Below are 23,257 nucleotides of genomic sequence, written 5' to 3' on the forward strand. Positions count from 1 at the left end.
CCACACCATGTCGATGCACAACGCCCGCAACGCCACCGAGAAGTACCTGCCGGGCCTGCTCGCCGCCCTCCGGGAGCGCGGCCTGATGGCCCTGGAGCAAGCCGATCCGGCCGTGCTCTGCGGGCTGTTTCGCGACTACCGCGCCGCCGGCCTGATTATCCCCGAGACCTACGGCGGCCTCGGCGCCTCGCCGGAGGAAACCGTGGAGATCCTGCGCGCCATCGGTTCGCTGTGCCCGTCCCTGGCGGTGATGATGACCATGCACCACCACACCATCGCCACCATCGTGCAACTGGGCGGGCTGATCCCGGCGGCGGAAGAGCTGCTGTGGGGCATCACCCAGGACCAGCTGCTGATCGCCTCGGCCTTCGCCGAGGGCAAGCCGGGCTCGGAGATCTTCAACCGCAGCGTCAAGGCGCGGCCGGTGGAGGGCGGTTTCGTCCTCGACGGCAGCAAGAAGCCCTGCACCATGAGCCACCACATGGACGTGATCGTGGTCGGCGTCGCCTGTGAACAGGACGACGGCAGCGTCAGCCAGGGCTTTGCCGTGGTCTTTGCCGATGGCAGCACGGTCACCCGCGAACCCTTCTGGAACGCCACGGTGCTGCGCGCCACCGACAGCAACGAACTGGTGTTCAACGGCGTGTTCGTGCCCAGCGAGCGCATGCTGCTGGCCGACGGCGCCGACAGCGAAGAAGTGGCCGCCACCGCCATGGAAACCTCGCTCAACGGCCTGAGCTGGTTCCAGCTGATGGTCGGCGGCAGCTACCTGGGCGTGGCCTCGGCGCTGGTCGACCGGTTGCTGAGAAAGCCCTTCGCCGACCCCGCGCAACTGGCCCTGCTGTGCATCGAGCTGGAGGGCGCCCATCAGGCACTGCTCGGCACCGCCGGCGAATTGCAGGCGCAACAGGATGCGCCGATGAACACCTACCACAAGGCGCTGTGCACGCGCTTCCTGGTGCAGGCGGCGATCGAGCGGGCGACCAACCTCAGCGTCGAGCTGTTGGGTGGCATGGCGTTCATCGCCTCCGACGAAGTGGCCTATCTGCTGGCGGCCTCCCGGGCGATCGGCTTCCATCCGATCTCCCGCAGCGCCGCCACGCCGTTGCTGGCGCAGTTCCTGCGCGAGTCCTACAGCGCCTGATTCGCCTGCTACCGCAGTCGGAGCTTCGGCGCCCCTGGCGTCGCTCCGGCCTCGGCAACATGCCTAATGGAGTAGAAGCATGAGTAGCGATTTTCTCTATCCGCCGCGCCCGGCCAATGTCGGTCGCGGGTTTCACTGCCTGGCTGTTCCGCTGTTCATTCTGCTGCTGGTGTTCAACACCGCGGCCATCGCTGTGATTCTGGCCCTGTCGTGCACCTTGCAGGCCGGGCGCCGGTCGTTGTCGTGGCTGCCGGGAATGAAGGCCCTGGGCAACTGGCTGGTGACGAGCTATCACCGCTTGTTGCAACCCCTGGCCGACCGCTTGCTCAAGGACCCGAGGGACGAGCCGATCCTGGCCGCCGCCATCAGCCTGGGCTTGACCGCCGGGCCGGTGTTCATTGCCCAGCTGTGGCTCAAGGAAATCTCCTGGCTGCTGGTGCTGCTGTTCTACGCCTTCGTCTATGGGCCGAACATTCGCGGCTTTGTCCGCTCCTTCAGCGCCATGCATCAGGAAGGCCATGTTCCCGGCGGTATCTTCAAGCGTTCGAGCCTGCTCGATCGCTGGGTCGGCAATTCCTTCCTGTACATGTTCTTCGCCATTCCCATGGGCCTGATCCCCCATGCGGCGGCGCACCTGCAACAGCATCACCGGGAAAACGCCGGGCCGCTGGATGTCTACGCCACCGCGCGCTACGACCATGCCAGCGCCTGGGATTTCGCCGTGTACATGGTGCGCGAGGTGATGTACCAGCAGTTCATGGTTTCGCCCTGGCTGTACTTCAAGAGCAAACACAAGCGCAGCCAGGCCCGGGCCATGGTCATGGGCAACCTGGTGCATGTCGGGTTGTTCGTCGCGCTGGCGTGCTACAGCCTGCCGATCGCCGTGCTCTACATGCTGGTGCCCTGGTGCGCGAGCAACTTCCTGATGGGCGTCATCCACTGGAGCCAGCACGCCTTCTACGGCGGCCAGCAAGACCCCAAGGACTGGATGTACAACACCGTGACCCTGCTGGAAACGCCGGTGAATATCCTCAACGAGGGTTACCACGCCTGCCACCATCACTGGTCCGTCGGCCACTGGTCGGAGAGCCCGGCGCTGTTCGAGCGGCTCAAGCCGGAACTGGCGGCCGCGGGTTCCATGGTGTTTCGCGACCTCAGCGTATTCGGCCTGTTCGTGCTGCTGATGCTGCGCCGCTTCGATGCGTTGGCGGACAAGCTCGACTGGTGGCAGCCGCTGGACCACGCAGAGAAAGTCCGCCTGCTGCAATTCCGGGTGCTGCCGGCGCCCATCGCGGCCCATGAACATGCCCATCAACGGCGCCTCGCCACACCGCGCAACGCCGACGAACCCACCCCCGCGCACAGCGCCCTGGGCCAGCCATGAACCGTCCCCTGACTTTGAAAGTCGCCGCCATCGAACGGGAAACCGACGATGCGGTGACCATTCACCTCAAGCAGCCGCTGCTGCGCAAAGTCCGCTACAGCGCCGGGCAGTACCTGACCCTGGAGGTCGACGTCGACGGCGCCAAGGGCTGCCGCGCCTATTCCATCAGCAGCACGCCGGGGCTGGACAAGACCCTGTCAATCACCGTCAAGCGCGTGGCCGGCGGCAAGGTTTCCAACCGCCTGGTGCAGGAGCTGAGCGCCGGCGACGCGGTGCAGACCCTCGGCACCCACGGCCGCTTCACCTTCGCCCCGCAGCCGGGCCGGGGGCGGCACCTGGTGCTGCTGGCGGCGGGCAGCGGGATCACGCCGATCTTCTCGATCCTCAAGTCGGCGCTGCACTTCGAGCCGGACGCCCAGGTGTCGCTGATCTACGGCAACCGCAATCAGCAGTCGGTGATCTTTCGCGACAAGCTCGACCAGCTGCGCCAGACCTTCGGCGAGCGCTTGCAACTGGTGCATGTGCTGTCGCGGCCGGACACCCCGGGGGCCCACGAAGGACGCCTGACCCGGCAGCGGGTGATCGACATTCTCGGCGCGCTGCCCGGCCCGCAAGCCCGCGAATACTACAGCTGCGGCCCCAGCGGCATGATGGACGAGGTGACCGCCGCCCTGGAGGCCCTGGGCATCGCCCCGGAAAGCGTGCACCAGGAGCGTTTCACCCCGGCCAAGGCGCCAGTGGCCAGCGGCGACACGGAAAAACGCGTGGAGCTGCTGATGCAGGGCCAGGCGTTCAGTTTCACGGTCGCCCCGGGCCAGACCCTGCTCGACGCGGCCCTGGCCAGCGGCGTGCAGCCACCGTTTTCCTGCCGCAGCGGTTTCTGCACGGCCTGCGTCTGCACCCGGCTGGCGGGGCAGGTACGCATGCGCGAGGACCATGGGCTGTCGGCGGACGAACTGAACCGGGGCCAGGCACTGTTGTGCGTGGGCTATCCATTGACGGACGACGTGCGCCTGCAAGTCGATTAGCGATACAGACAGAGGAAGGTCAATTCATGAATCATTCAACCCACCACGCCGCCGAGGACGAACTGCGGCTGGCCAAGCGCGCCGAACTGCGGGTCGACCGCGAGCGCCAGGCTCAGTTGCAGGCACTGATGCAGCCGCAGCCGCTGAAGTTCGTGCTCTGGTCGGTACTGCATGTGCTGGTCTGGTGCGCGGCGGCGCTGTACATCCTGCTCGGCGACAACCCCTGGGGCCTGGCGCTGGCGGTGCTGGTGCTGGGCAACCAGCTGCATGCCTTCACCGTGCTGCAGCACGATTGCGGGCATGCCAGCGGCTTTCGTTCGGCGGCGCTGAACCTGTGGGTCGGGCGCTTCATGGCCTGGTTCATCGTGTTCCCGTTTTCCTCCTTCACCGAGTGCCACAAATACCATCACCGCTACCTGGGCGACCCGGACAAGGACCCCGACGACTGGAACTACACCGGCGGGGTGAAGTGGATGTTCCTGCGCATCGCCGTGTTCGTGCCGCGCTTCATCTACTTTTCCCTGGTGCGCTACGGCAAGGCGGTGCGCAACCGGGTGCTGCGCGAGCTGGCGTTCAATCTGCTGTCGATGGCGGCGATCGGCGCCTGGTGCTACAGCCAGGGGCTGATGCTGCAATTCGTGCTGATTTTCATCGTGCCGCTGCTGTTGCTGGCGCTGGTGATCAACCCGATTTCCCGGGGCTACGAGCACTTCCCCATGGCCACCCTGGCGGTTGGCGACCCGGAGCGCCTGGACCTGGCGAAGAACACCGTGACCGTCAGCGACCGGCTGATCGGCCTGTTGTGGGCCAATATCAACTACCACGTCGAGCATCACATCTACCCCGGCGTGCCCTTCGTCAACCTGCCGCGGCTGGCGGCGCTGCTGGACAACAAGCCCTACCTGCGCGACCGCTGGCTGCTGGCGCGGATGTTCGCGCGACGTCCGGTAACAACTTGCGCCGAACCTCGGCGAGCGGCGTGAGCTACATTTACAGCGCCCGAAGGAGCGCCACTCACCGAGGATTCACGGATGACCTGTATTTTCTGCCAGATCGCGGCCGGCGAATTGCCCAGTGCCCTGGTCTATCGCGACACCCACTGCATGGCCTTCATGGATGTGCATCCGCTGGGGCAGGGGCACTTGCTGCTGATCCCGCTGGCCCATGTGGAAAAGCTCGAGCAACTGCCCACGGTCATCCGCCAGCACCTGTACCAGGTGTTCGATACCCTGCTCGCCGCCCAGCGGCGCGCCGGCTTCGGGGTGGAAGGCACGCACCTGATCGTCAACGACGGCAAGGCCACCAACCAGCACATTCCCCACGCCCACCTGCACCTGGTGCCGCGGCAAAGGGGCGATGGGCTGGGTTTCGGCCTGCGCATGTTCATGCACTTCACCGGCATATTCGGCCGCCGCACGCCCCTGCAGACCCTGCGTCGCCAGGCCCTGGTGATCGCCGCCGAACTCGACCCGCAGGCGCTGGAGAACCTGGCGCACCGGACCAGCAGGCTGCACGCAGCGTCAACCTAACCGCCAGGGCCGGTGAGCGGCCCACCCTCGATCCACGGAACTTCGGAATGAACAGCCGTGCATGCGCTGCGGGCGGTCTCGCCCGGCGTTTGTGCAGCCAGGAGTCAGGAACATGAGTGCGCTACTTCAGGAGCAGGCCGACCCCGCGCGGGTCTATCGGGTCGTGATCATCGGCGCCGGCTTCTCCGGCATCGGCATGGCGATCAACCTGCGCCAGCGCGGCGAACAGGACTTCCTGATCCTCGAACAGGAAGCCGGCGTCGGCGGCACCTGGTGGGTCAATCAATACCCCGGCTGTGCCTGCGATATTCCTTCCCACCTCTATTCGTTTTCCTTCGAGCCCAACCCCGACTGGTCGCGACGCTTTTCGCCGCAGCCGGAGATCCGCGACTACCTGCGGCACTGCGCCGACAAGTATCAGGTGCTGCAACACTGTTGCTTCAACACCGCGGTCACCGGCCTGCGCTGGCTGGAAGAGCGCGCCCTGTGGCAGGTGACGGATGCCCGTGGCGGCGTGCGTTTTGCCCAGGTGGTGGTGGCCGGCACCGGGGCCTTGTCGACCCCGGATTATCCCCGACTGCCGGGGCTTGAGCGCTTCAAGGGCCGGGTCTTTCATTCCCAGCATTGGGACCATGACTATGTCCTGGCCGGCAAGCGGGTGGGGGTGATCGGCACCGGCGCCTCGGCGATCCAGTTCGTGCCGCAGATCCAGCCGCGGGTGGCCAGCCTGGCGGTGTTCCAGCGCACGCCGCCGTGGATCATCCCCAAGCCGGACCGGGCCTTTTCCACGACCGCCCAGCGCCTGCTGCGGCGTTTTCCCGCGGTGCAGCGGCTGTTGCGCGGGTTGATCTACACCGCCCATGAAACCCGGGTATTGGGTTTCGTGTTCAACCCGCGGCTGATGGCCTTGCACAAATGGCTGGCGCTCAACCTGTTGCGGCGCCAGGTCAAGGACCCGGAACTGCGCCGGCGCCTGACCCCGGACTACGCCATCGGCTGCAAGCGCATCCTGCTGTCCAACGATTATTTTCCGGCCCTGGCCCAGGCCAACACCCGGCTGGTCACCAGCGGTATCCGTGAAGTCACCGAGGACGCGCTGATCACCGTCGACGGCCAGCGCCATGCCCTGGATGCGCTGATCTTCGGCACCGGCTTCAAGGCGCGCACGCCGTTCCCGGCGGGGATGATCCTCGGGCGTGGCGGGGTGGACATAGTCAACACCTGGCAGCAGGGCAGCGAAGCCTACAAGGGCGCCACGGTCAGCGGCTTTCCCAATCTGTTCCTGTTGATGGGGCCCAACACCGGCCTGGGGCACAACTCCATCGTCTACATGATCGAGTCGCAGATCGCCTACATCCTCGGTGCCCTGGACACCCTGCAACGCCTGGGCGTGACCAGCGTCGATGTCGATCCGCAGGCCCAGGCGCGCTTCAACCAGGGCCTGCGCCACCGGCTGCGCGGCGCGGTATGGAGCGTCGGCCGTTGCCAGAGCTGGTACATGGACCCCGACAGCGGGCGCAACGTCGCCCTGTGGCCAGGGTTCAGCTGGCAGTTCCGCCAGCAGACCCGTTATTTCGATGCCGAGGCCTATCGCCTCACATCGCCCCCCCAAGGAGTGAAACCATGAGCCATCCGGGCAAGAGCGTGTTTGTGTTCGGCCTGTACATGTTGTTGCTGGGCGCCGCGTTGGTGCTGGCGCCGAACCTGTTGTTGCCGTTGTTCGGCTTCGCCCTGACCGATGAGGTGTGGATCCGGGTGATGGGCCAGTTGGCCTTGTACCTGGGCGTCTATTACGTCTGGGCCGGCTACACCGAGCGGCGCGAGTTGATGGCCCTGACCGTGTCGATCCGCCTGTCGGTGCCGGTGTTTTTTGCCGCCTTCGTCGCCGCCGGGCTGGTGTCGCCGGTGCTGTTGCTGCTGGCCTTGCCGGACCTGTGCGGCGCGCTCTGGACCTGGCGCGCGCTGAAGGCTGCGCGGGCTTCCCGCCAGTCGCTGGGTAACGCCTGACCCCGCCAGTCTTCTGTTGCCTTGTCCCGCCAGCTAACCCTGGCGGGGTACTCCTTTGCAGTGATTACCGCGCGGCTGCATCCCCTCCATACTCGCCACCAGCCCTGGCGGGTGACACCCATGTGGCGTCCGGAGACCTGCCGACACTTCAAAGGATCCACGATGAAGATTGAACTGATGCAACTGGCCGGTCGTGACGGCGACACGGCCTACAACCTCGAGCGGGTCCTGCAGGGCATTGCCGACTGTGATGACGACATCGACCTGCTGGTCTTCCCGGAAACCCAGATCAGCGGTTTCGCCAACCAGCAGCAACTGGCCGAGGTCGCCGGGCCATTGGACGGGCCGAGTATCCAGGCCGTATTGCGGGCGGTGCGCGCCAAGGGGGTCGCGGTGGTGGTCGGCATCGCCGAAAAAGCCGCCGGCCATTACTACAACACCTCGCTGCTGGTGACCCCCGAAGGGGTGGCGACGAGTTATCGCAAGACTCACCTGTGGCCCGACGAGCGCGGTCTGTTCCAGCCCGGTGATCGTTACGCCACCGTGCTCTGGCGGGGCGTGCGGGTCGGCCTGCTGATCTGCTACGACATCGAACTGCCGGAAAGCGCGCGCGCCCTCGGCCAACTGGGCGCCGAGCTGATTCTGGTGAGCAACGGCAACATGGACCCCTACGGCCCGGTGCACCGCACCGCGATCATGGCCCGTGCCCAGGAGAACCAGGCCTTCGCGGTGATGGTGAACCGGGTCGGCAGCGGCACCGGCGGCCTGGTGTTCGCCGGTGGCAGCGCGCTGGTCGATCCCTTCGGCCGACTGCTGTTCGAGGCCGGCCGCGACGAGTGCCGGCAGGTGGTGCAGCTCGACCTCGGGCAACTCAAGGCCGCTCGCCGCGATTACGACTACCTGCACGACCGGCGCCTGCAACTATCCGGCGAATACGTCGAGCACGCCGATGGCCGTCGCGAGCTGTTGATCCCTTAAACCCCATCGCTGTTTTTCCGCCGCTTTCGGCCCTGCCATAACAATCCATAATCAGCAGGCGAGGCGCACGTCCCTTGGGCGGGTGCCAACGCTCGGAGTCCTCAGATGAAAGCTATCCGCTGTTTGCCCCTGGCCCTGGCCGCACTGTTCGGTTTCGCTACGGCCCAGGCCGCCGAACCGAGCGTGCATTTCTACAATTGGTACGACTACATCGCCCCGGACACGCCCGGACAGTTCCACAAGGAAACCGGCATCAGCGTGCTGCAGGACACCTTCGACAACAGCGACGTGATGCAAAGCAAGCTGATGGCCGGGCGCAGTGGCTATGACGTGGTGGTGGCCAGCAGCGATCTGCTGCCGAACCTGATCAAGGCCGGGGTGCTCCAGGAACTGGACCGCAGCCAGCTCGGCAACTGGTCGCACCTGGACCCCGAGATGCTGGCCAAGGTGCAGAGCAACGACCCTGGCAACCGCTTCGCCGCACCCTACCTGTGGGGCACCACGGGCATCGGCTATGACGTCGACAAGGTCAAGGCGCTACTCGGCGACCAGGCGCCGGTGGACTCCTGGGACCTGATCTTCAAGGAAGAGAACCTGGCCAGGCTCAGCCAGTGCGGGGTGGCCATGCTCGATGCACCGAACGAAATCATCCCCATCGCCCTGCATTACCTGGGCCTGCCCTACAACAGCCAGAACCCCGAGGATTACAAGAAGGCCGAGGCCTTGCTGCTCAAGGTCCGGCCGCATATCCGCTACTTCGATTCGTCGAAGTTTATCTCCGACCTGGCCAACGGCAACGTCTGTGTGGTGGTGGGCTGGAGCGGCGGGGTGTTCGATGCCCAGGTCGCCTCGCAGAAGGCTGACAACGGCCGTCATCTGGTCTACAGCATTCCGCGCGAAGGCGGGCCGGTCTGGGTGGAGAACCTGGTGTTGCTCAAGGACGCGCCGCACCCACAGGACGGCCTGAAGTTCATCGACTACCTGTTGCGTCCATCAGTGATTGCCCAGTCTTCCGACTACCTGGGCTACCCCAACGCCAACCGCGATGCCACGGCGCTGGTGGAGCAGAAAATCCGCGACAACCCGGGTGTCTATCCGTCCAGGGAAGTGATGGCCACGCTGTTCCCGCTGGAACCGCTGCCGTTGAAAATGGAACGGGTGCGTACTCGGGTCTGGAGCAAGGTCAAGACCGGGAGCTGAGCCGGGGGGAGTGGACAGCCATGCTGGCCAAGGGGAAAGGGGCGTCACGCAAGGAAGGAGCAGAACTGGCTACATCCGTGTAGCCAGTTCTGAAGGGTCGGTACTACGCATTGTTCAATGAAGCTCCTGAGCAAAGTCGCAGTGAGCCAGGCGGGATATCTCGATTCATATCCACAACGGGTTCTTCATCGAACTCGAACCCGCTGCCTGAACGCCCGGTGTCGCTATTACTTGAGCGTTACATCGAGCATCGGCGGGATGTAACCGTAGTCGTACTCGGCCACCACAAAGGTCTGTTGCCCTTTGATCCTGATCCCGACCGTCGGTGCTTCGGTACCGCCGATACGAATCTGCGTGCCGCTTTCGTCGGTCGGTACGCTGTCGATAAAGGAGGTCACCAGGCCGTTGGGCATCACACAGTGCGAGTAGGTCTGGAACGGCTGGGAGGACGGGTTGCCCAACACCAGGCCGGAACCGTTCAACGGCACGTAGGGACCGAACAGCGAATCGGCGACAAAACCGTACACCCCGTCCGGCCCGGTCACGCCGTCGGCATAGGTGAAGGTGTGGCTGATGGTGAACAGGTAGTACTTGCCGTCCTGGAACACGAAGTGCGGGCGTTCGGTCTGGTCGTTGACGCCGACCGCGGTCAGCAGCGGCGGCAGCATTTCCCAGTCGTCGCCGTCTTCGTCACGGGCCACGGCGATACCGACACAGGCGGTCTGGAAACGGGAGTTGCCGACGTCTTCATAACCTGGCGGCACGTCGCCGATTTCTGCTTCGCCCACTTTGTGCGAGCCGCGCTCGCCGGCCACGTTGCCTTCGAACAGCATGTACAGCTTGCCGTCGTTGGGGTCGCGGAACGGCCATGGATCGCGGAAGCCCCAGAAGGGGTTCTGCGCTTCGGTCTGGTACATCTTGCCGTCGGCCTCGAACAGCGGCTTGACCTTCTCGAAACCGACCATGCTGACGCCATGCTCGGTGGTCACCACCCGGCCACGCACCTTGACGATGGTCGCGCCCGGCGTGACGGCGGTGTAGTACAGGTCCACTTCACCCTGTTCGTTCAACAGGATCGGCGTGCCGGCCCATTCGCGAACTGTGGGCGAAACCCCTTCGGCCATCACCCGGCCACCCAGTTCCCAGTCCTTGCCGGTACGGGAAAACCAGTAGTACATCTTTGCCCGACCATGGCGGTCGTTCCAGTCGCGGGTGATGTCGTAGTTGCCGTTTTCGTCGATGTACTGCGGGTCGTTCGGATGACGATCCGCGGTCAGGGTGAAGATCACCGACCAGCCGTCGACGGAGGTTATGTTTCCGTCCAGGTCGCGCAGCGGCATGGTGTCCCAGATGAACACCTCGTTGCTCAATACCGGGAAATCCGCACTGACCAGTGGCTGGGTCGTGGTGGGATCGTCCGCATGGACTTTCAGCGCATCGGCGCGAGTCCAGAGGCTGGGTTGATGGGGTGTTTTGTCGAATTTTTCAGTGTTGCTTTTCATAGGTAATACCTCGTCCGTGAATGGATTCACATAAATGCTCATTAAAAAATACTGTATGTGCATACAGCAATTTCACCTTAAGCGAGGCGATTTTTCGGGTCAAGGGTAAATTTGCATTTATGCATAATTGCCGTTTTTGCTGGAGCTGATACGTTTCAGCTTGTTGTGTTTCCAGAAGTTTGTTTTTCGGCCTGATCAGCGACGATGCCAGCAAAATGCGCGCTTGGAACCGCTGGTCGGTCCGAGGGGCAGGGAAGGGGAAAGGAGGGAGACGGAACCAGGTAAAGGGTGGGCGCCGAACCTGGGCGGATCGGTCAACGCCGCCGAGCGCTGCGAACATTGTCGCTGCCGTGGCGCGGACGTAGCCTGAGCCCTTCGTCGCCTGGATCACCGTCAGCGGAGGGGATAGATCTATGAAGGGTGCAATCGACGCATGGGCGCAACCGGCCAACGGCCGGGCGCGGCAGTTGTTGCCGGAAGTGGCGCGGCTGTTCGAGAAATCCGGTTCGGCGCATTGGCTGGACCAGCCGCTGAGCATCGAGCAGACCGTCGAGCTGATGGACCAGGCCGGGGTCGAGAAGCTGATGCTGGCGGCCTGGTGCCGGCCGGAGCGCTGGGTGTTCAGCAACGATGAAATTGCTGCATTCACCCGCGCCTATCCCGAGCGTTTCGTCGGCGTGGCCACGGTGGACCTGAGCCGGCCGATGGCGGCGCTGGCCGAGCTGCAGCGGGCGGTGGGCGAGCTGGGCTGCAAGGCCCTGCGCATCGTGCCCTGGCTGTGGAAACTGCCGCCCAACCACCGCCTGTACTACCCGCTGTACGCCAAGTGCGTGGAGCTGGGCATTCCCTTCTGCACCCAGGTCGGCCACACCGGCCCGCTGATGCCTTCGGAAACCGGGCGGCCGGTGCCTTATCTGGATGAGGTGGCGCTGGACTTCCCGGAACTGCGAATCGTCGCCGGGCACATCGGCCACCCCTGGACCGACGAGATGATCGGCCTGGCCTGGAAGCACGACAATATCTACATCGACACCTCGGCCTACTTGCCGGCCTATTACCCGCCGCAGCTGCTGCATTTCATGCGCACCTACGGGCAGGACAAGGTGTTGTTCGGCAGTAATTTCCCGCAGTTGCCGTTCGCCAAATGCATGCAGCAGGTCCAGGCCCTGGAGCTGCCGGAGCCGGTGCGGGACAAGTTCCTGCAGGGCAATGCGCGGCGGGTGTTCGGCTTGTAACGCAGCGCCTCAGGCGTGGTCCTGGTAGCGGCGTCGGCTGAAAAACAGCGAGCTGCCCATGGTCACCAGCGCCACGGCGGCCAGCCCGGTATCGATATCGCCCAATATGGGGGGCAAGAACAGTATCCACAGCAGCCCGGCCAGACCCATGGCCAAGCCTGTCCATTTCCTCAGCGGGTAAGGCTTCATCCAGTAGTACAGCGGCATCAGCAGCAGGTATAGCAGTAGAAAGGGGATGTACTGCTTCATGAGTCTTGCTCGCCGCGGCCGAAGATTCCTGGGCTGGCGGCCGTGGGCCGCTCTCTGTAGCTGGGGCATGTCATGTTGCACTTCCTTGTCGATGGCATGAGGCGCGCCAGTGTCCATGGCGAGCGGCTTTTGTGCAAACGCGTGGTGTCATGCCAACCGCGCCAGGCAGCCCTCGAGAATATCCAGCCCTTCTTCCAGCACCTGCGGCTCAATGGTCAGCGGCGCCAGCAGGCGGATGATGTGCCGCGACTTGCCGCTGGGCATCAACAGCAGGCCGGCGTCCCGCGCCGCGCTGAGCAGTGCGCTCAGTTGCTCCGGGGCCGGCGAGCCGTCGGCCTTGACCAGCTCGATGCCGCGCATGGCGCCGACCCCGGTCAGGCGCCCTAGATAAGGCGTCAGGTGTTCGGCCTGCCAGCGCTGGTAGCGGCTGACGACGGCCTGCTCCTGGCGTTCGCCCCAGGTTTGCAGATTGTGATCGCTCATCTCGTCCAGGGTCGCCAGGGCCGCCGCGCAGGCGATGGGGTTGCCGGAATAGGTGCCGCCCAGGCCGCCCTTGGGCAGGTTGTCCAGCAGCGCCTTGCGCCCAAGCACCGCGCCCAGGGGCACACCGCCGCCGATGCTTTTGCCCAGCAGGACCAGGTCCGGTTCGATCCCAAGCCGGGTGAAGGCGAAGCGCTGGCCGGTACGGCCGAAACCGGACTGGATTTCATCGGCGATCAGCAGGATGCCCTGTTCATCGCAGAAGCGTCGCAAGGCACGGGCGAACTCGACGTCCAGGGCCAGGAAACCGGCCTCGCCCTGCACCGGTTCGACGATGAAACAGGCCACTTCGGCGACATCGATCTCCACGCTGAACAGCCGGTCCATGGCCTTCAGCGCCTCCTCGCAGGTCACGCCGTTGTCCGCGCTCGGGTAGGGCAGGTGATACACCGGGCCGGGCAGCACGCCGATCTTCTGCTTGTAGGGCGCGACCTTGCCATTGAGGTTGAGGGTGGCCAGGGTGCGGCCATGGAAACCGCCGTCGAAGGCGACCACCGCCGTACGCCCGGTGGCACCACGGACGATCTTCAAGGCATTCTCCGCCGCCTCCGCGCCGCTGTTGGTGAGCATGCCGCTGACCGGGTAACTCAAGGGCACGAAGCGCGCCAGCCGCTCCATGAACTCCACATAGGGCCCGTGGGGCGCCGCGTTGAATGCGTAGTGGGTCAGCCGGGTGGCCTGCTGCTGGATCGCCGCCACCACCCGCGGATGACAATGCCCCAGATTGAGTACGCCGATCCCACCGACGAAATCGATGTAGCGCTTGCCATTCTCGTCCCACACCTCGGCATTCTTGCCGTGGCTCAGGCGGATGGGGTGAACGATGGAAATCGACTGGCTGATGCTTTCGCTGCTCATGGGCTAAGGGCTCTGTCTGCCTGGAACATGCGGGCTATCTAAGCCAAGAGCGGGGTGGGGCCGCAAACGAAATAAAGTGCGGGGGTCAGTATGAAAATTCCGGATGTTGGATTGGGGCGGGATCAGTCGTTAAGCGGCGCGGCGTTCCTGGCCCTGGCCCGGCGCTGACGCAGCAGGGCGACCAGCACCACCAGCACCACGACACCGAGGACAATCGGCAGGCGATAAGGCTTCAAATCACCGAACAGATGCTCCAGCGCATCGCCGGCCCAGTAGCCGCCGCAGACGAACAGCGTGGCCCAGAGCAGCGCGCCGAGCATATTCAGCAGGGTGAAACGCAGCGGCGACAGCCCGCTGGCGCCGATCACCACCGGGCCGACCCAGCGCATGCCATACATGAAACGCACCGCCAGCACCGAGGTCGAGGGGTAACGCCGGATCAGCCCGGTCACCCGCTCGATGGTGGCCTGCTGGCCCTTCAGGCGCGGCAACAAACGCCCGCCGAAATGCCGCCCGCTCCAGAACAGCAACTGGTCGCCGAACATCCCGCTGACCGTCGCCACGGCAATCACCACCCACAGGTCCAGCACTTGCTGATGCGCCGCCATGCCGCCCAGGATCAGCACGGTTTCGCCTTCGAGCAGGCAGCCGAGGACGATCACCCAGTAACCGTAGGTCGCGAGCAGGGCATGCAGGTCGAGGTGTTCGAGCATGGGAATCCGGGAGCCTTTGAAGAGCTAATGGGGTGGTGCGATCAACCGGCTGAACCATAGCGTGTCCGAGCGAATCCATTGTTGCGAATCGCTCGGCGGGGTTTAGTCTTCCTCTGGCGCCAGCATCCGGGTTTTCGGTGCGCCATTGGCGTTGTGCTGGTAGATCTCCCGGGGTTGGCCTTTGTCGTTGAAGAACACCTGGCCAATGCCCGCCGAGTTCCACAGCCGTTCGCCGGCCTCGCGATGTTCGGGGCTGTAGGGCACCACTCGCATCAGCCGGCGGCGGGTGAACCAGTTCAACGGCGAGCGTGGCGAATACAGCCAGCGGTTGAGGCGGTCGAACCATTCCAGCAGGGTCGGTGGAAACTCGTTCTTGATGCCGCTGCTGGTGATCTGCCAGATCTTCGGGCCGCCCTTGCGGTGGCGGATCAGCACTTCGTAGACGAAGGAGTAATGCACGTCGCCGGAGAGGATCACGTAGTTACCCGGGGTGCGCGAGTGGCGGAAAATATTCAGGATCACCTGGGCCGCGCCGCGGTGGGCCATCCAGTTTTCCGCGTCCACCAGCAGCGGGTGGCCGCACCAGCTGAAGACCTTCTGCACCGTCTCGATCAGCTTGACGCCGAACACCGGCGCCGGTGAAACGATGATTGCCGAGGGGTGATCCAGCAGTTCATGTTGCAGCTCGCTCAGGGCTTCCCAGTCGAGCAGGCCCGAGGGCTGCGCCAGGTTGAACTCGCTGCGCCAGCGCCGGGTGCGGGTGTCCAGCACCACCAGCGCCGGGGTGGTGGGCAGCGTGTATTGCCATTGCTGGAAACGCAGCAGCTCGTCGATCAGGGTGTCCTGGGTGGCGCTGTCCAGGTAGCGCGCATCGCCCTGGGCCTCGGCGCTCAGGGCGCGGGTGTGTTGCAGCGGTGTGGCGAAGGCATCCGGGTTGTTGCCCCAGCCCTGGCACAGCATGTAGGCGATCAGCGCATTGCCGATGATGCGTTTGGAAAACGGGTGGCCGTAGGCGGTTTCTTCCCACTGGGCGCTGAGGTTCCAGTCATCGGTGATGTCGTGGTCGTCGAAGATCATCAGGCTCGGCAGGTGGGCGAACACCCGCGCCACGCCGCCCAGGCCCTTGGCGAAAGCCTCGATCCGCAGTTGTTCGCGCTGGTAGCGCTGCTGCTCCTTGGCATCCAGCTGCGGCGGTCGTGGATCGATCAGGCGCCAGGGCAGCGGCGACCAGACCAGCAGGTACATGGCCATGACTTCGGCGAAGGTCACCAGGTGATTGTCGGCGCTGCTGCTGGTGAAGATCGGCTTCTTCACCCCGCCGAAGAAACGCTCTCGCAGGGTCTCGTTGCTTTTCAGCGCCGGCAGCAATTCGGCGCGTTTGTAATAGCTGGCGCGATGCCGGTAAAGCGCGGCGCTGTCGCTGACCACCGCGCCCTCCAGATGTTCGCCGAACAAGCCCAGGCGCTCGATCAGCGCATGAATCGCCCGCAGCATCGGTCCGGCCACGTCGTCGGCGTACACCTGGTCGCCGGTCATCAGCAGCAGGGCAGGGCGTTGCTGCGGATCGGCTGTTTCCGCCAGCAGGCGATCGACGCAAAGCAAACCCTCGTCCGCCGAGTGATGGGGTTTGCGGCAGGAGCCGTGGACCAATTGCTGGATGCGGCTGTGCAGCACAAAATCCGGCTGCTGCTTTTGCCCATACAGCAAATGCGGCGCCCACTCGGCGATCCCCGAACTGGAGCCGTCGGCGTTGGCGATCAGCAGGTCGTAGTCGATGGGCACATCGCAAGGCAGGGGATTGTCCAGCGGCAGATCGATCAGGTGGATAAAAGCGTGTTGGCCTACCGGGATCACCTGGCACTGCTCGGCGGTGAGCGGGTAGTCGCGGATTTGCGCCTCGCTGCCGGCCTGCAAACGCAACGTCAGCTCCAGCGCACGCGAGCCCACCAGCCATAGCACCAGCCGCGTGGGTTCCAGGCGGCGCAGCAGAGGGCCGGCGAGGACGCAGGGCAAGTTGTTGCTAGCAGCGGTCGAGGGGGACGTTCGAGACACGCGAATTCAAAGCTCATACGGCAGACGGAAGCGCCGATAGTACCGCAGCTGATGTCGAAGATTTGTCAGCCAGTGCTCAGGTTGCTTGGGAGAGTCACGCAGGGAGGGGGTAAGAACTGCGCGGTGCTCGTAGAGCGCTACGGGGTCTCGGGTTTATTGATTTCTCGAAGCAGATCGGCAACAGGTAATTGCAGGGTGTTGGAGTAGTAGGCCTTGTAGCCGTAGGCGGTGATGAGTGTTTTGCACGGAATCGTCTGTTTGTTGGCTAACAGAGCGTTCAATTCTTCGACAGAGAGGTTGCGACGGGATTGTCCTTTGTCGAGGGTTTCACTCAAAAAGGCTTCAGTGAAAAAGATTGAGGTTGGTTGATTCGTTTGTGTCGCATCAGCCTGAATCCTGCCATAGGCAGAACGCGCAATTTCATGCTCAACAGAAAAGTCATAGTCACCGTCTAATGCACAAATAAATTGAGCTGAGGCAATACCTTCTCCCATACCTCTTCCGTAGAGATCCAGAAGGTTGATGTTTGATTCGTAGCGGATGATGTACAGCGAAAGATCCGCTTTGCGTTCGACAGAAATGAAACTCAAGTCTGCTGGCGGTTTCTCATGATCTTTTGCGCAGGAGGAACAGGCGATAGCCAGTAGAAGCAGCCATAGTCTTTTCATGTTTTTGCCAGCTTGTTGGTAATGGATTCAAAGATGATATCGCAGGCGGATTGTGAGCCCACAATTGGCCGCATGAACATACCAAATGCATTTGCATGATTAATATCCATGTTTAGATTCAAATCAGGCCCGCTATTCATTATCCATCTTTCACCAAAGTCCGCGACTTTGTCTGAATCGTCAGGTTTGGATGGTGTGGCTCTGATGTTGATCCACTTCTCCGCAACCGGTGTAGGCGCAGATCCGGCAATGTCAGAGCCAAGCCACACCAGCGTACCTTCTCCGACGGGGTCGAGAGTCACCAGTGTTGTTATGGTGTACCCCCAGTCAGCCATGGTTTTAGTCAAATGCCCGCTGTTCCAGCCTCCCAAGCTATGGCCAATAATGTAAATAGGGCACGATTTATAAGGGATAATATTCAGGACATTTTTCTGGATATCTTTCTTTCCTCTAATCTGGTTGTACCCAAGCCATGCGGATCTGTATTTTCCTTGTTTTTGTAAGGTATTGGCTCGCTTATCTAAGGGCTCTTGTGCGTATTTTATATTTTCATAAGGGCCAGAAAAATAATAACTTTCCTTGTCCCCTGCACCCCCGACAAAAAACACAATGGCCTTGGTGCTTTCGATAGGAATGACTTTGTCACTCTTGTCTTTTTTATCTGTAAGCGTGTGCTCAGCTTTCAACTTAACGGGTTTACCGTTCGCCGAGGTAATGGTGTTGGCTTCCATGCGTCACTCTTCCAAAAACAACTTGATGCTTTCTGCAACATGCGAGCTGATTTCATGGGTGAAACCAGCGGCATCCGAAACCCCATGCTCAAGGCGCCCATCGGCCCGTTGGATCACGTAAGCATGATTGGGCATCGGTTCGCCCGTTACATCGTTCACCAGCTTCAAACGGTCAGTGAAGTTCACCGGCATGGGCAAGAGCCCGGTGAAGGGGGCGTTGACCACGGTGTCGCCAATGATGACGGTGCCGGAGCCCCCCGATGATGATGTTGCCGTGCCCGCCGGTGCTGTCCAGCGTGGCGGCATTCAAGCCATTGATGAATACAGTGCTGGAAACCGCCCCGGTTATCGGGCTGCCGCAAGCTGATTGGTCACTCTTTCGAGCGGCGGCCAAGCCGTCGAAAATGACATTGGGCGAACCCGTGACGATAGGGTTGGTGCCGTGGCCGGGAAGCGGGCAGGCGGTTGGGTCGCTGACGCGGGCAGCGGGTTTGCCACTCATGATCGGTCCTTGAAGTGTTGCGAGTCATCCATTTGGGGCGCGCATGATGCAGTAGCCGAGCAGGTTCTTCAAATCTGAACTTCCAGCAGATGACTCGGTTTTTGTTGATGTACAGGCATACGTATTTTTCTACCGAGGTGCAAAAAGCCCTCCGCCGGAAACCGAGGGAGGGCTGCACACAAGACATGGTGAAACTACCTGTTTTTAATTATCGCCGGTCGGAGTCTTAAGTACCCAGTGGGATTCACCATTAGGAGTTGGTGGCATCGTGTTGCCAATGCCGATTGACCGGGTTTTATCCGGACTACCGGCGGGATACCAAATACCACCTTGTGGGCATTTTTCGCTGATCTCAGCGGTTGCGCCTGCTTTTAGTGCCATGTTTATTTCTCTTTGTAAGTCACCAGGATTAGTGACTGCCGAACCATGACACTGCGCTTTAAAAAAACAAACCAAGTCAGAGTTATCATTATTTTTATAGGAATTATCTGGTTTGAGTGGCCGACAATTCTTGATCGAACACTCAGACGCGGCTCTCCAATCAGGCTCTTTGGCCTTAGCGTCCAGGGCAGGCGCTTGCCTCGGTTTTAAGCCGAAGCTCTTTGCGACTCTCTACTCTGTACCAACACCTGCGGCTCCCCCTGCTTGATCACCCAACGGATCAACTCGGTGACGCTGATGCGGTGCTGGCGTTCGACCCATTCCAGGCCTTCGGGGCTGTAGTGCTCGCTGTAGCGGCTGAGGGTCAGGTGCTGCTGGTCGTCTGACAGGCGCAGGCTGACTTCGCGGCATTGCAGGGAGGCGTCGCCGTGTTTGGCCACGCGTTGCAGCAGGACCAGGGCGTCGGTTTCAGAAGTCATCATGAGTCGCTCCTTCACAACGGTTTTTCGTGGGGCTGGTAGCGCCTTGCTTGCCTTCCTGCACGAAAGCGGCGCGGTGTTCGGCGTTCACGTCGCGCAGGGCGCTGTAGTAGTCGGGCATGGTTTTCAGGCTATCGGTCAGCGGCAGCAGGGCGGCGCGACCGTCCATTACGCCGCCGACCATGGCGACGGTGCCCAGGGTCTGTACGGTGTCGCTGTTGTCGCCGAAGGGGGAGACCACGAAGTTGAGGATCTTGCCCACGGAGTCGCGGCTGTTGTTGGTGCCCAACAGCGGCAGTTCGACGATGGGACCGTTGCCGATGCCCCACACGCCGAAGGTCTGGCCGAAGTCGGCGGTGTGGCGTGGGATGCCGAGCGGGTCCGAGACGTTGAACAGGCCGAGCACGCCGACCGTGGTGTTGACCGCAAAGCGCCCCAGGCTGTTGACCGAGCGCTGCGGGTTGCCCTGCAACAGGTCGTTGATGAATACCTTGGGCTCGCCGAAGTTGCTCGCGAAGTTGTGCACACCCTGTTGCATGAAGTCGGGCAGGTGGCGGTAACCGCGGGCGACCGGTGCCAGTGCGTAGTCGTCGACGGCTTTGTTGAAGGCGAACACGCCACGGTTAACTGGCTCGGCGGGGTCATAGATCGGATAGTCGACCTTCGCGCAGTCGGTTTGGGTGGTGGGGCCCGGGCTGGTACAGCCCGCCAGGTAGGACAGGGACAGCAGCAGGGCGGTATGACGAGGCAGGCGGGCGGAACACAGGAATGAGCGCATGGGCGGCGGACCTTGGGAACAGGGAGGCCGATGCTGGCATGGGCGTTTTGCTTAAAGATGTCTGCTTTATTGCGTGGTTGTCGGTTTGTTACCGCGTTGAAATATATGACGGGCCGCGTCCAATGGTTTTGAATGACAGCTCATTCCGAGCTTGAGTGATACACACTGGTGAGCAGTCTGTTGATCGTGGACGACGACCTTGAGGTCCTCGCGCTGCTGAAGAAATTTTTTGTGCAACACGGTTACTCGGTGGAAGTCGCCACCGAGGGCGCTTCGCTGTGGGCGGCGCTGGAGCGGCAGGTGCCGGACCTGATCATTCTCGACCTGATGCTGCCGGGGGAAAATGGCCTGACCCTGTGCCAGCGCCTGCGCCAGCAGCACGCCGTGCCGGTGATCATGCTGACCGCCATGGGCGAATTGAGCGACCGCGTGGTGGGCTTGGAAATGGGCGCCGACGATTACCTGAGCAAACCCTTCGATGCCCGCGAGTTGCTGGCCCGGGTGCGCGCGGTGCTGCGCCGGGCCGGGGAGAGTCGGCCGGTGACCGGGGAGGTGCCGCGCCCGTTGATCCGGTTCGCCGACTGGCAACTGGACCTGACCCGCCGCGAACTGCGCTCGCCGGACCAGGTGATGATCCCGCTGTCGGCGGGGGAGTTCGACCTGCTGCTGGTGTTCGTCGAGCATCCGCAACGCATCCTCACCCGCGAGCAGTTGCTCGACCTGGCGCGCGGGCAGGCCCATGACGCCTTCGACCGCAGCATCGATGTGCAGGTCAGTCGCCTGCGGCGCAAGCTGGAGTTCGACACCAAGCGCCCGGCGATGATTCGCACGGTGCGCAATGGCGGCTATCTGTTCACCCCCAGCGTGACCCGCCAATGAGAGCAAGACACAGACCGGGCGGCCCGCGCGACACCATCGCCCGCTGGATCGCCCTGACCACCCTGATGGCGATGCTCACCGCGCTGGCGTTCAATGCGCTGTTCGTGCAGTTGGCCGGGGTCTGGGCCAAGCCGCCGTTGAGCGAATCCGGCCTGGTGGAAAAGATCGCGTCCATCAGCAATCTGATCGATGCCTCGCAGCCGACGCAACGCGCGCGCCTGGCCGAGTCGGTCAGCGACCACGGCCTGAGCGTGACCTGGCACCCTACGCGACGGGATATCGAGGTACCGGTAGTCGATGAGCCGGAGTACCGCGAGGGTTCGACGAAACTCAAGCAACTGCTCAGGCCGGGGGCAGGGCACATTGAAGCCTACCAGCCCAGCGACTGGCCGGAGCCGGGCGGACCTTATGCGTTGTTGATCCAGATGAGCGACGGCTCCTGGCTGATGTTCTCCTCGGTCTCGCGCAACTGGGGGCTGGATGAGGGGCCGCGTAACCTGATCGTGATCGGGCTGGTGTTGTTGTCCACTGTCCTGGTCGCCTTGATCGCCACCCGCCGCCTGGCCAAGCCCTTGCAGCAGTTCGCCCTGGGCGCGCGGCGCTTTGGCGTGGACTTTCGCGCGCCGCCCATCGAGCCGGTCGGGCCCCACGAGATTCGCCAGGCGATCCTCGCGTTCAACGCCATGCAGGCCCAGTTGCAGCACTTCATCAAGGACCGCACGCAGATGCTCGCGGCGATCTCCCATGATCTGCGTACCCCCCTGACGCGCATGCGCCTGCGCGGCGAGTTCATCGAGGACCCCGAGCAGCAGCGCCGGCTGTTCCATGACGTCGACGAGATGCAGGCGATGATCAACTCGGCCCTGGACTTCTTCCGTGACGATGCGCGGCTGGAGGAGGCGACGTCCTTCGATCTGGCGGAACTGCTGCAAACCCTGGTCGACGATTACCGCGACCAGTCCATCGACATCGCGTTCAGCGGCCCGCCGCGCCTGGTGTATTTCGGCCGCCCGCTGGGACTCAAGCGGGTCATGAGCAACCTGTTGGAAAACGCCATCAAATACGGCAGCGAACCGGCGATTGAAGTGCTGGCGGATGCCGAGCAGGTGAAGGTCTGTGTGCTGGATCGCGGGCCGGGGATTCCCGTCGAGTGGCAGGAACAGGTGTTCGAACCGTTCTTCCGCATGGAAAGCTCACGCAACCGCAACACCGGCGGCGTCGGCCTGGGGCTTTCCGCGGCGCGGGCGATCGTGCTGGAGCACGGCGGCGAGCTGCGCTTGCGCAACCGTGACGGTGGCGGGCTGCAGGCCTGTGTGTTGTTGCCGGTGCAGGGTATCTAGCTGGCTGGCCCCGCTTCAGGATCTTTCAGCGATCCTGGAGCGGGGGCTGCTTCAAGGCTGGCTGCTTAGGCGAGTGTCGCCTGCGGATTGCGCACCGGCTCCGCGGCCGCTTGGTTGTACACCCGCTCGTCTTCCTCCATCACCCGCGACGCCCGGCCCACCAGCACCGGGTCGGGTTGATGGGCCACGCGCAGGTTCTTGCCCGGATAGTCGAGGGAATGCAGGAAGTGGCGGATGCAGTTGATCCGCGCGCGCTTCTTGTCGTCCGACTTGATCACCGTCCAGGGCGCATCGGCGGTGTCGGTGTGGAAGAACATCGCCTGCTTGGCGGCGGTGTATTCGTCCCACTTGTCCAGCGACTTGATGTCGATGGGCGAGAGTTTCCAGTGCTTGAGCGGGTCGTCGCGGCGCGAAATGAAGCGGCGCAGTTGCTCGTCGCGATTGACCGAGAACCAGTACTTGAACAGCAGGATGCCGCTGTTGCACAGCATGCGCTCCAGCTCGGGCGTCTGACGCATGAACTCCAGGTATTGCAGGGGCGAGCAGAAGTCCATGACCCGCTCGACCCCGGCGCGGTTGTACCAGGAGCGGTCGAAGAACACCATTTCCCCGGCGGTGGGCAGGTGCTGGATATAGCGTTGGAAATACCACTGGCCCTGTTCCTGCTCGCTGGGCTTTTCCAGGGCGACGATCCGCGCGCCCCGCGGGTTCAGGTGCTCCATGAAGCGCTTGATGGTACCGCCCTTGCCCGCGGCATCACGCCCTTCGAACAGCACCACGACGCGCTGCCCGGTTTCCTTGACCCAGCTTTGTACCTTGAGCAGTTCGATCTGCAATTCCTGCTTGGCCTTTTCATATTCGGCGCGGCGCATGCGGCTGCGGTACGGGTAACTGGCCGGCAGCTTGGCGGTGGAACTGTCTTCATTACTGCCATGGGGCGCGCTGGCCACCTGCAGGGCGACCGGCTGCTGGCTGATGGCGCTGATTTCCGCCTCGGCGGTTTTGGCCGCGGCAGGTTTGGTGGTAGCGCGTGGCCGGCGCGGGCGTGGGGTGGCGGGCTTGCGTGGGGCGCTTTTGCTG

The 23,257-nt window shown here is 63.1% G+C and carries 24 protein-coding genes and 1 pseudogene; 12 read left to right on the forward strand and 13 right to left on the reverse strand.

Features of this window, described 5'->3' with window-relative positions; translation table 11 throughout:
- Positions 1-7: 7 nt before the first annotated feature.
- From AC07Y9_RS24315 to AC07Y9_RS24355, 9 genes are all read left to right on the forward strand, one after another.
- Entirely contained in the window at positions 8-1,144 is a 1,137-nt protein-coding gene (locus AC07Y9_RS24315; protein WP_102678578.1) for an acyl-CoA dehydrogenase family protein, read from the forward strand.
- Between the two features lie 79 nt (positions 1,145-1,223).
- The gene (locus tag AC07Y9_RS24320; protein ID WP_102678577.1) at positions 1,224-2,528 is read left to right on the forward strand and encodes a fatty acid desaturase; all 1,305 of its coding nucleotides are present in this window, start codon (positions 1,224-1,226) and stop codon (positions 2,526-2,528) included.
- Positions 2,525-3,556: a ferredoxin--NADP reductase gene (locus AC07Y9_RS24325; protein ID WP_053262532.1), complete on the forward strand. Its 1,032-nt coding sequence runs from the start codon at positions 2,525-2,527 to the stop codon at positions 3,554-3,556. Before AC07Y9_RS24320 ends, AC07Y9_RS24325 begins: the two co-directional genes overlap by 4 nt.
- A 26-nt stretch (positions 3,557-3,582) precedes the next feature.
- Positions 3,583-4,539: a fatty acid desaturase family protein gene (locus AC07Y9_RS24330; RefSeq protein WP_053262531.1), complete on the forward strand. Its 957-nt coding sequence runs from the start codon at positions 3,583-3,585 to the stop codon at positions 4,537-4,539.
- Positions 4,540-4,587: 48 nt separating this feature from the next.
- Positions 4,588-5,085 (forward strand): HIT family protein, encoded by a 498-nt coding sequence (locus tag AC07Y9_RS24335; protein ID WP_007929455.1) that lies wholly within the window; start codon positions 4,588-4,590, stop codon positions 5,083-5,085.
- Positions 5,086-5,197: 112 nt separating this feature from the next.
- Positions 5,198-6,712, forward strand: coding sequence for a flavin-containing monooxygenase (locus AC07Y9_RS24340; protein WP_102678576.1), 1,515 nt, complete (start codon positions 5,198-5,200; stop codon positions 6,710-6,712).
- The gene (locus AC07Y9_RS24345) at positions 6,709-7,092 is read left to right on the forward strand and encodes a hypothetical protein (protein WP_102678575.1); all 384 of its coding nucleotides are present in this window, start codon (positions 6,709-6,711) and stop codon (positions 7,090-7,092) included. Before AC07Y9_RS24340 ends, AC07Y9_RS24345 begins: the two co-directional genes overlap by 4 nt.
- A gap of 162 nt (positions 7,093-7,254) precedes the next feature.
- Positions 7,255-8,070, forward strand: a complete 816-nt coding sequence (locus AC07Y9_RS24350; RefSeq protein ID WP_102678574.1) for a carbon-nitrogen hydrolase family protein — start codon at positions 7,255-7,257, stop codon at positions 8,068-8,070.
- A gap of 105 nt (positions 8,071-8,175) precedes the next feature.
- A complete protein-coding gene (locus AC07Y9_RS24355) occupies positions 8,176-9,270 on the forward strand; it encodes a polyamine ABC transporter substrate-binding protein (protein ID WP_101338997.1) in 1,095 nt (364 codons plus the stop codon).
- Between the two features lie 227 nt (positions 9,271-9,497).
- Here AC07Y9_RS24355 and AC07Y9_RS24360 read toward each other — a convergent pair whose 3' ends face one another.
- Both AC07Y9_RS24360 and AC07Y9_RS24365 read right to left on the reverse strand, forming a co-directional pair.
- On the reverse strand, positions 9,498-10,772 hold the full coding sequence (locus AC07Y9_RS24360) for a glycoside hydrolase family 68 protein (RefSeq protein ID WP_102678573.1): 1,275 nt from the start codon (positions 10,770-10,772) through the stop codon (positions 9,498-9,500).
- Positions 10,756-11,112: a hypothetical protein gene (locus AC07Y9_RS24365; RefSeq protein WP_146021745.1), complete on the reverse strand. Its 357-nt coding sequence runs from the start codon at positions 11,110-11,112 to the stop codon at positions 10,756-10,758. The genes AC07Y9_RS24360 and AC07Y9_RS24365 overlap by 17 nt, the downstream gene beginning before the upstream one ends.
- Positions 11,113-11,185: 73 nt before the next feature.
- Between AC07Y9_RS24365 and AC07Y9_RS24370 the strand changes: the two genes are divergently transcribed.
- Positions 11,186-12,007 (forward strand): amidohydrolase family protein, encoded by an 822-nt coding sequence (locus tag AC07Y9_RS24370; protein ID WP_102678572.1) that lies wholly within the window; start codon positions 11,186-11,188, stop codon positions 12,005-12,007.
- 9 nt (positions 12,008-12,016) lie between these two features.
- On the opposite strand, the gene AC07Y9_RS24375 is transcribed toward AC07Y9_RS24370, so the two are convergent.
- From AC07Y9_RS24375 to AC07Y9_RS24420, 10 genes and pseudogenes are all read right to left on the reverse strand, one after another.
- A complete protein-coding gene (locus AC07Y9_RS24375; RefSeq protein ID WP_053262524.1) occupies positions 12,017-12,256 on the reverse strand; it encodes a hypothetical protein in 240 nt (79 codons plus the stop codon).
- 147 nt (positions 12,257-12,403) lie between these two features.
- Positions 12,404-13,654 (reverse strand): 2-aminoadipate transaminase, encoded by a 1,251-nt coding sequence (locus AC07Y9_RS24380; RefSeq protein ID WP_102678571.1) that lies wholly within the window; start codon positions 13,652-13,654, stop codon positions 12,404-12,406.
- Positions 13,655-13,776: 122 nt separating this feature from the next.
- Positions 13,777-14,367, reverse strand: a complete 591-nt coding sequence (locus tag AC07Y9_RS24385) for a DedA family protein (protein WP_102678570.1) — start codon at positions 14,365-14,367, stop codon at positions 13,777-13,779.
- Positions 14,368-14,469: 102 nt separating this feature from the next.
- Positions 14,470-16,419, reverse strand: a complete 1,950-nt coding sequence (locus tag AC07Y9_RS24390) for an alkaline phosphatase D family protein (RefSeq protein WP_102678569.1) — start codon at positions 16,417-16,419, stop codon at positions 14,470-14,472.
- A gap of 137 nt (positions 16,420-16,556) precedes the next feature.
- On the reverse strand, positions 16,557-17,087 hold the full coding sequence (locus AC07Y9_RS24395) for a hypothetical protein (protein WP_256580849.1): 531 nt from the start codon (positions 17,085-17,087) through the stop codon (positions 16,557-16,559).
- Positions 17,084-17,818: an alpha/beta hydrolase gene (locus AC07Y9_RS24400; protein WP_007929476.1), complete on the reverse strand. Its 735-nt coding sequence runs from the start codon at positions 17,816-17,818 to the stop codon at positions 17,084-17,086. Before AC07Y9_RS24400 ends, AC07Y9_RS24395 begins: the two co-directional genes overlap by 4 nt.
- 3 nt (positions 17,819-17,821) lie before the next feature.
- Positions 17,822-18,320: pseudogene (locus AC07Y9_RS24405) on the reverse strand (PAAR domain-containing protein).
- Positions 18,321-18,524: 204 nt separating this feature from the next.
- Positions 18,525-18,701: a hypothetical protein gene (locus AC07Y9_RS24410; RefSeq protein WP_164486677.1), complete on the reverse strand. Its 177-nt coding sequence runs from the start codon at positions 18,699-18,701 to the stop codon at positions 18,525-18,527.
- A 206-nt stretch (positions 18,702-18,907) separates the two neighbouring features.
- Positions 18,908-19,183 carry a hypothetical protein gene (locus tag AC07Y9_RS24415; protein ID WP_085532271.1) on the reverse strand — a complete coding sequence of 92 codons (276 nt, stop codon included), beginning with the start codon at positions 19,181-19,183 and terminating at the stop codon, positions 18,908-18,910.
- A complete protein-coding gene (locus AC07Y9_RS24420) occupies positions 19,170-19,958 on the reverse strand; it encodes an MlaA family lipoprotein (RefSeq protein ID WP_102678567.1) in 789 nt (262 codons plus the stop codon). Before AC07Y9_RS24420 ends, AC07Y9_RS24415 begins: the two co-directional genes overlap by 14 nt.
- Positions 19,959-20,126: 168 nt before the next feature.
- Between AC07Y9_RS24420 and AC07Y9_RS24425 the strand changes: the two genes are divergently transcribed.
- Together AC07Y9_RS24425 and AC07Y9_RS24430 are read left to right on the forward strand one after the other, a co-directional pair.
- A complete protein-coding gene (locus AC07Y9_RS24425) occupies positions 20,127-20,837 on the forward strand; it encodes a response regulator (RefSeq protein ID WP_009045463.1) in 711 nt (236 codons plus the stop codon).
- The gene (locus AC07Y9_RS24430; RefSeq protein WP_102678566.1) at positions 20,834-22,177 is read left to right on the forward strand and encodes a sensor histidine kinase; all 1,344 of its coding nucleotides are present in this window, start codon (positions 20,834-20,836) and stop codon (positions 22,175-22,177) included. The genes AC07Y9_RS24425 and AC07Y9_RS24430 overlap by 4 nt, the downstream gene beginning before the upstream one ends.
- A 65-nt stretch (positions 22,178-22,242) precedes the next feature.
- Here AC07Y9_RS24430 and ppk2 read toward each other — a convergent pair whose 3' ends face one another.
- Positions 22,243-23,154 (reverse strand): polyphosphate kinase 2, encoded by a 912-nt coding sequence (gene ppk2, locus AC07Y9_RS24435; RefSeq protein WP_173679745.1) that lies wholly within the window; start codon positions 23,152-23,154, stop codon positions 22,243-22,245.
- Positions 23,155-23,257 lie beyond the last annotated feature (103 nt).

The organism is Pseudomonas sp. GW456-L12, from assembly GCF_059424045.1.

Bases quoted from the DNA above. Each gene is read 5' to 3' on its own strand.
- AC07Y9_RS24315 (WP_102678578.1), top strand. From the start codon at position 8: ATGTCGATGCACAACGCCCGCAACGCCACCGAGAAGTACCTGCCGGGC.
- AC07Y9_RS24320 (WP_102678577.1), top strand. From the start codon at position 1,224: ATGAGTAGCGATTTTCTCTATCCGCCGCGCCCGGCCAATGTCGGTCGC.
- AC07Y9_RS24325 (WP_053262532.1), top strand. From the start codon at position 2,525: ATGAACCGTCCCCTGACTTTGAAAGTCGCCGCCATCGAACGGGAAACC.
- AC07Y9_RS24330 (WP_053262531.1), top strand. From the start codon at position 3,583: ATGAATCATTCAACCCACCACGCCGCCGAGGACGAACTGCGGCTGGCC.
- AC07Y9_RS24335 (WP_007929455.1), top strand. From the start codon at position 4,588: ATGACCTGTATTTTCTGCCAGATCGCGGCCGGCGAATTGCCCAGTGCC.
- AC07Y9_RS24340 (WP_102678576.1), top strand. From the start codon at position 5,198: ATGAGTGCGCTACTTCAGGAGCAGGCCGACCCCGCGCGGGTCTATCGG.
- AC07Y9_RS24345 (WP_102678575.1), top strand. From the start codon at position 6,709: ATGAGCCATCCGGGCAAGAGCGTGTTTGTGTTCGGCCTGTACATGTTG.
- AC07Y9_RS24350 (WP_102678574.1), top strand. From the start codon at position 7,255: ATGAAGATTGAACTGATGCAACTGGCCGGTCGTGACGGCGACACGGCC.
- AC07Y9_RS24355 (WP_101338997.1), top strand. From the start codon at position 8,176: ATGAAAGCTATCCGCTGTTTGCCCCTGGCCCTGGCCGCACTGTTCGGT.
- AC07Y9_RS24360 (WP_102678573.1), bottom strand. From the start codon at position 10,772: ATGAAAAGCAACACTGAAAAATTCGACAAAACACCCCATCAACCCAGC.
- AC07Y9_RS24365 (WP_146021745.1), bottom strand. From the start codon at position 11,112: ATGTTCGCAGCGCTCGGCGGCGTTGACCGATCCGCCCAGGTTCGGCGC.
- AC07Y9_RS24370 (WP_102678572.1), top strand. From the start codon at position 11,186: ATGAAGGGTGCAATCGACGCATGGGCGCAACCGGCCAACGGCCGGGCG.
- AC07Y9_RS24375 (WP_053262524.1), bottom strand. From the start codon at position 12,256: ATGAAGCAGTACATCCCCTTTCTACTGCTATACCTGCTGCTGATGCCG.
- AC07Y9_RS24380 (WP_102678571.1), bottom strand. From the start codon at position 13,654: ATGAGCAGCGAAAGCATCAGCCAGTCGATTTCCATCGTTCACCCCATC.
- AC07Y9_RS24385 (WP_102678570.1), bottom strand. From the start codon at position 14,367: ATGCTCGAACACCTCGACCTGCATGCCCTGCTCGCGACCTACGGTTAC.
- AC07Y9_RS24395 (WP_256580849.1), bottom strand. From the start codon at position 17,087: ATGAAAAGACTATGGCTGCTTCTACTGGCTATCGCCTGTTCCTCCTGC.
- AC07Y9_RS24400 (WP_007929476.1), bottom strand. From the start codon at position 17,818: ATGGAAGCCAACACCATTACCTCGGCGAACGGTAAACCCGTTAAGTTG.
- AC07Y9_RS24410 (WP_164486677.1), bottom strand. From the start codon at position 18,701: ATGGCACTAAAAGCAGGCGCAACCGCTGAGATCAGCGAAAAATGCCCA.
- AC07Y9_RS24415 (WP_085532271.1), bottom strand. From the start codon at position 19,183: ATGATGACTTCTGAAACCGACGCCCTGGTCCTGCTGCAACGCGTGGCC.
- AC07Y9_RS24420 (WP_102678567.1), bottom strand. From the start codon at position 19,958: ATGCGCTCATTCCTGTGTTCCGCCCGCCTGCCTCGTCATACCGCCCTG.
- AC07Y9_RS24430 (WP_102678566.1), top strand. From the start codon at position 20,834: ATGAGAGCAAGACACAGACCGGGCGGCCCGCGCGACACCATCGCCCGC.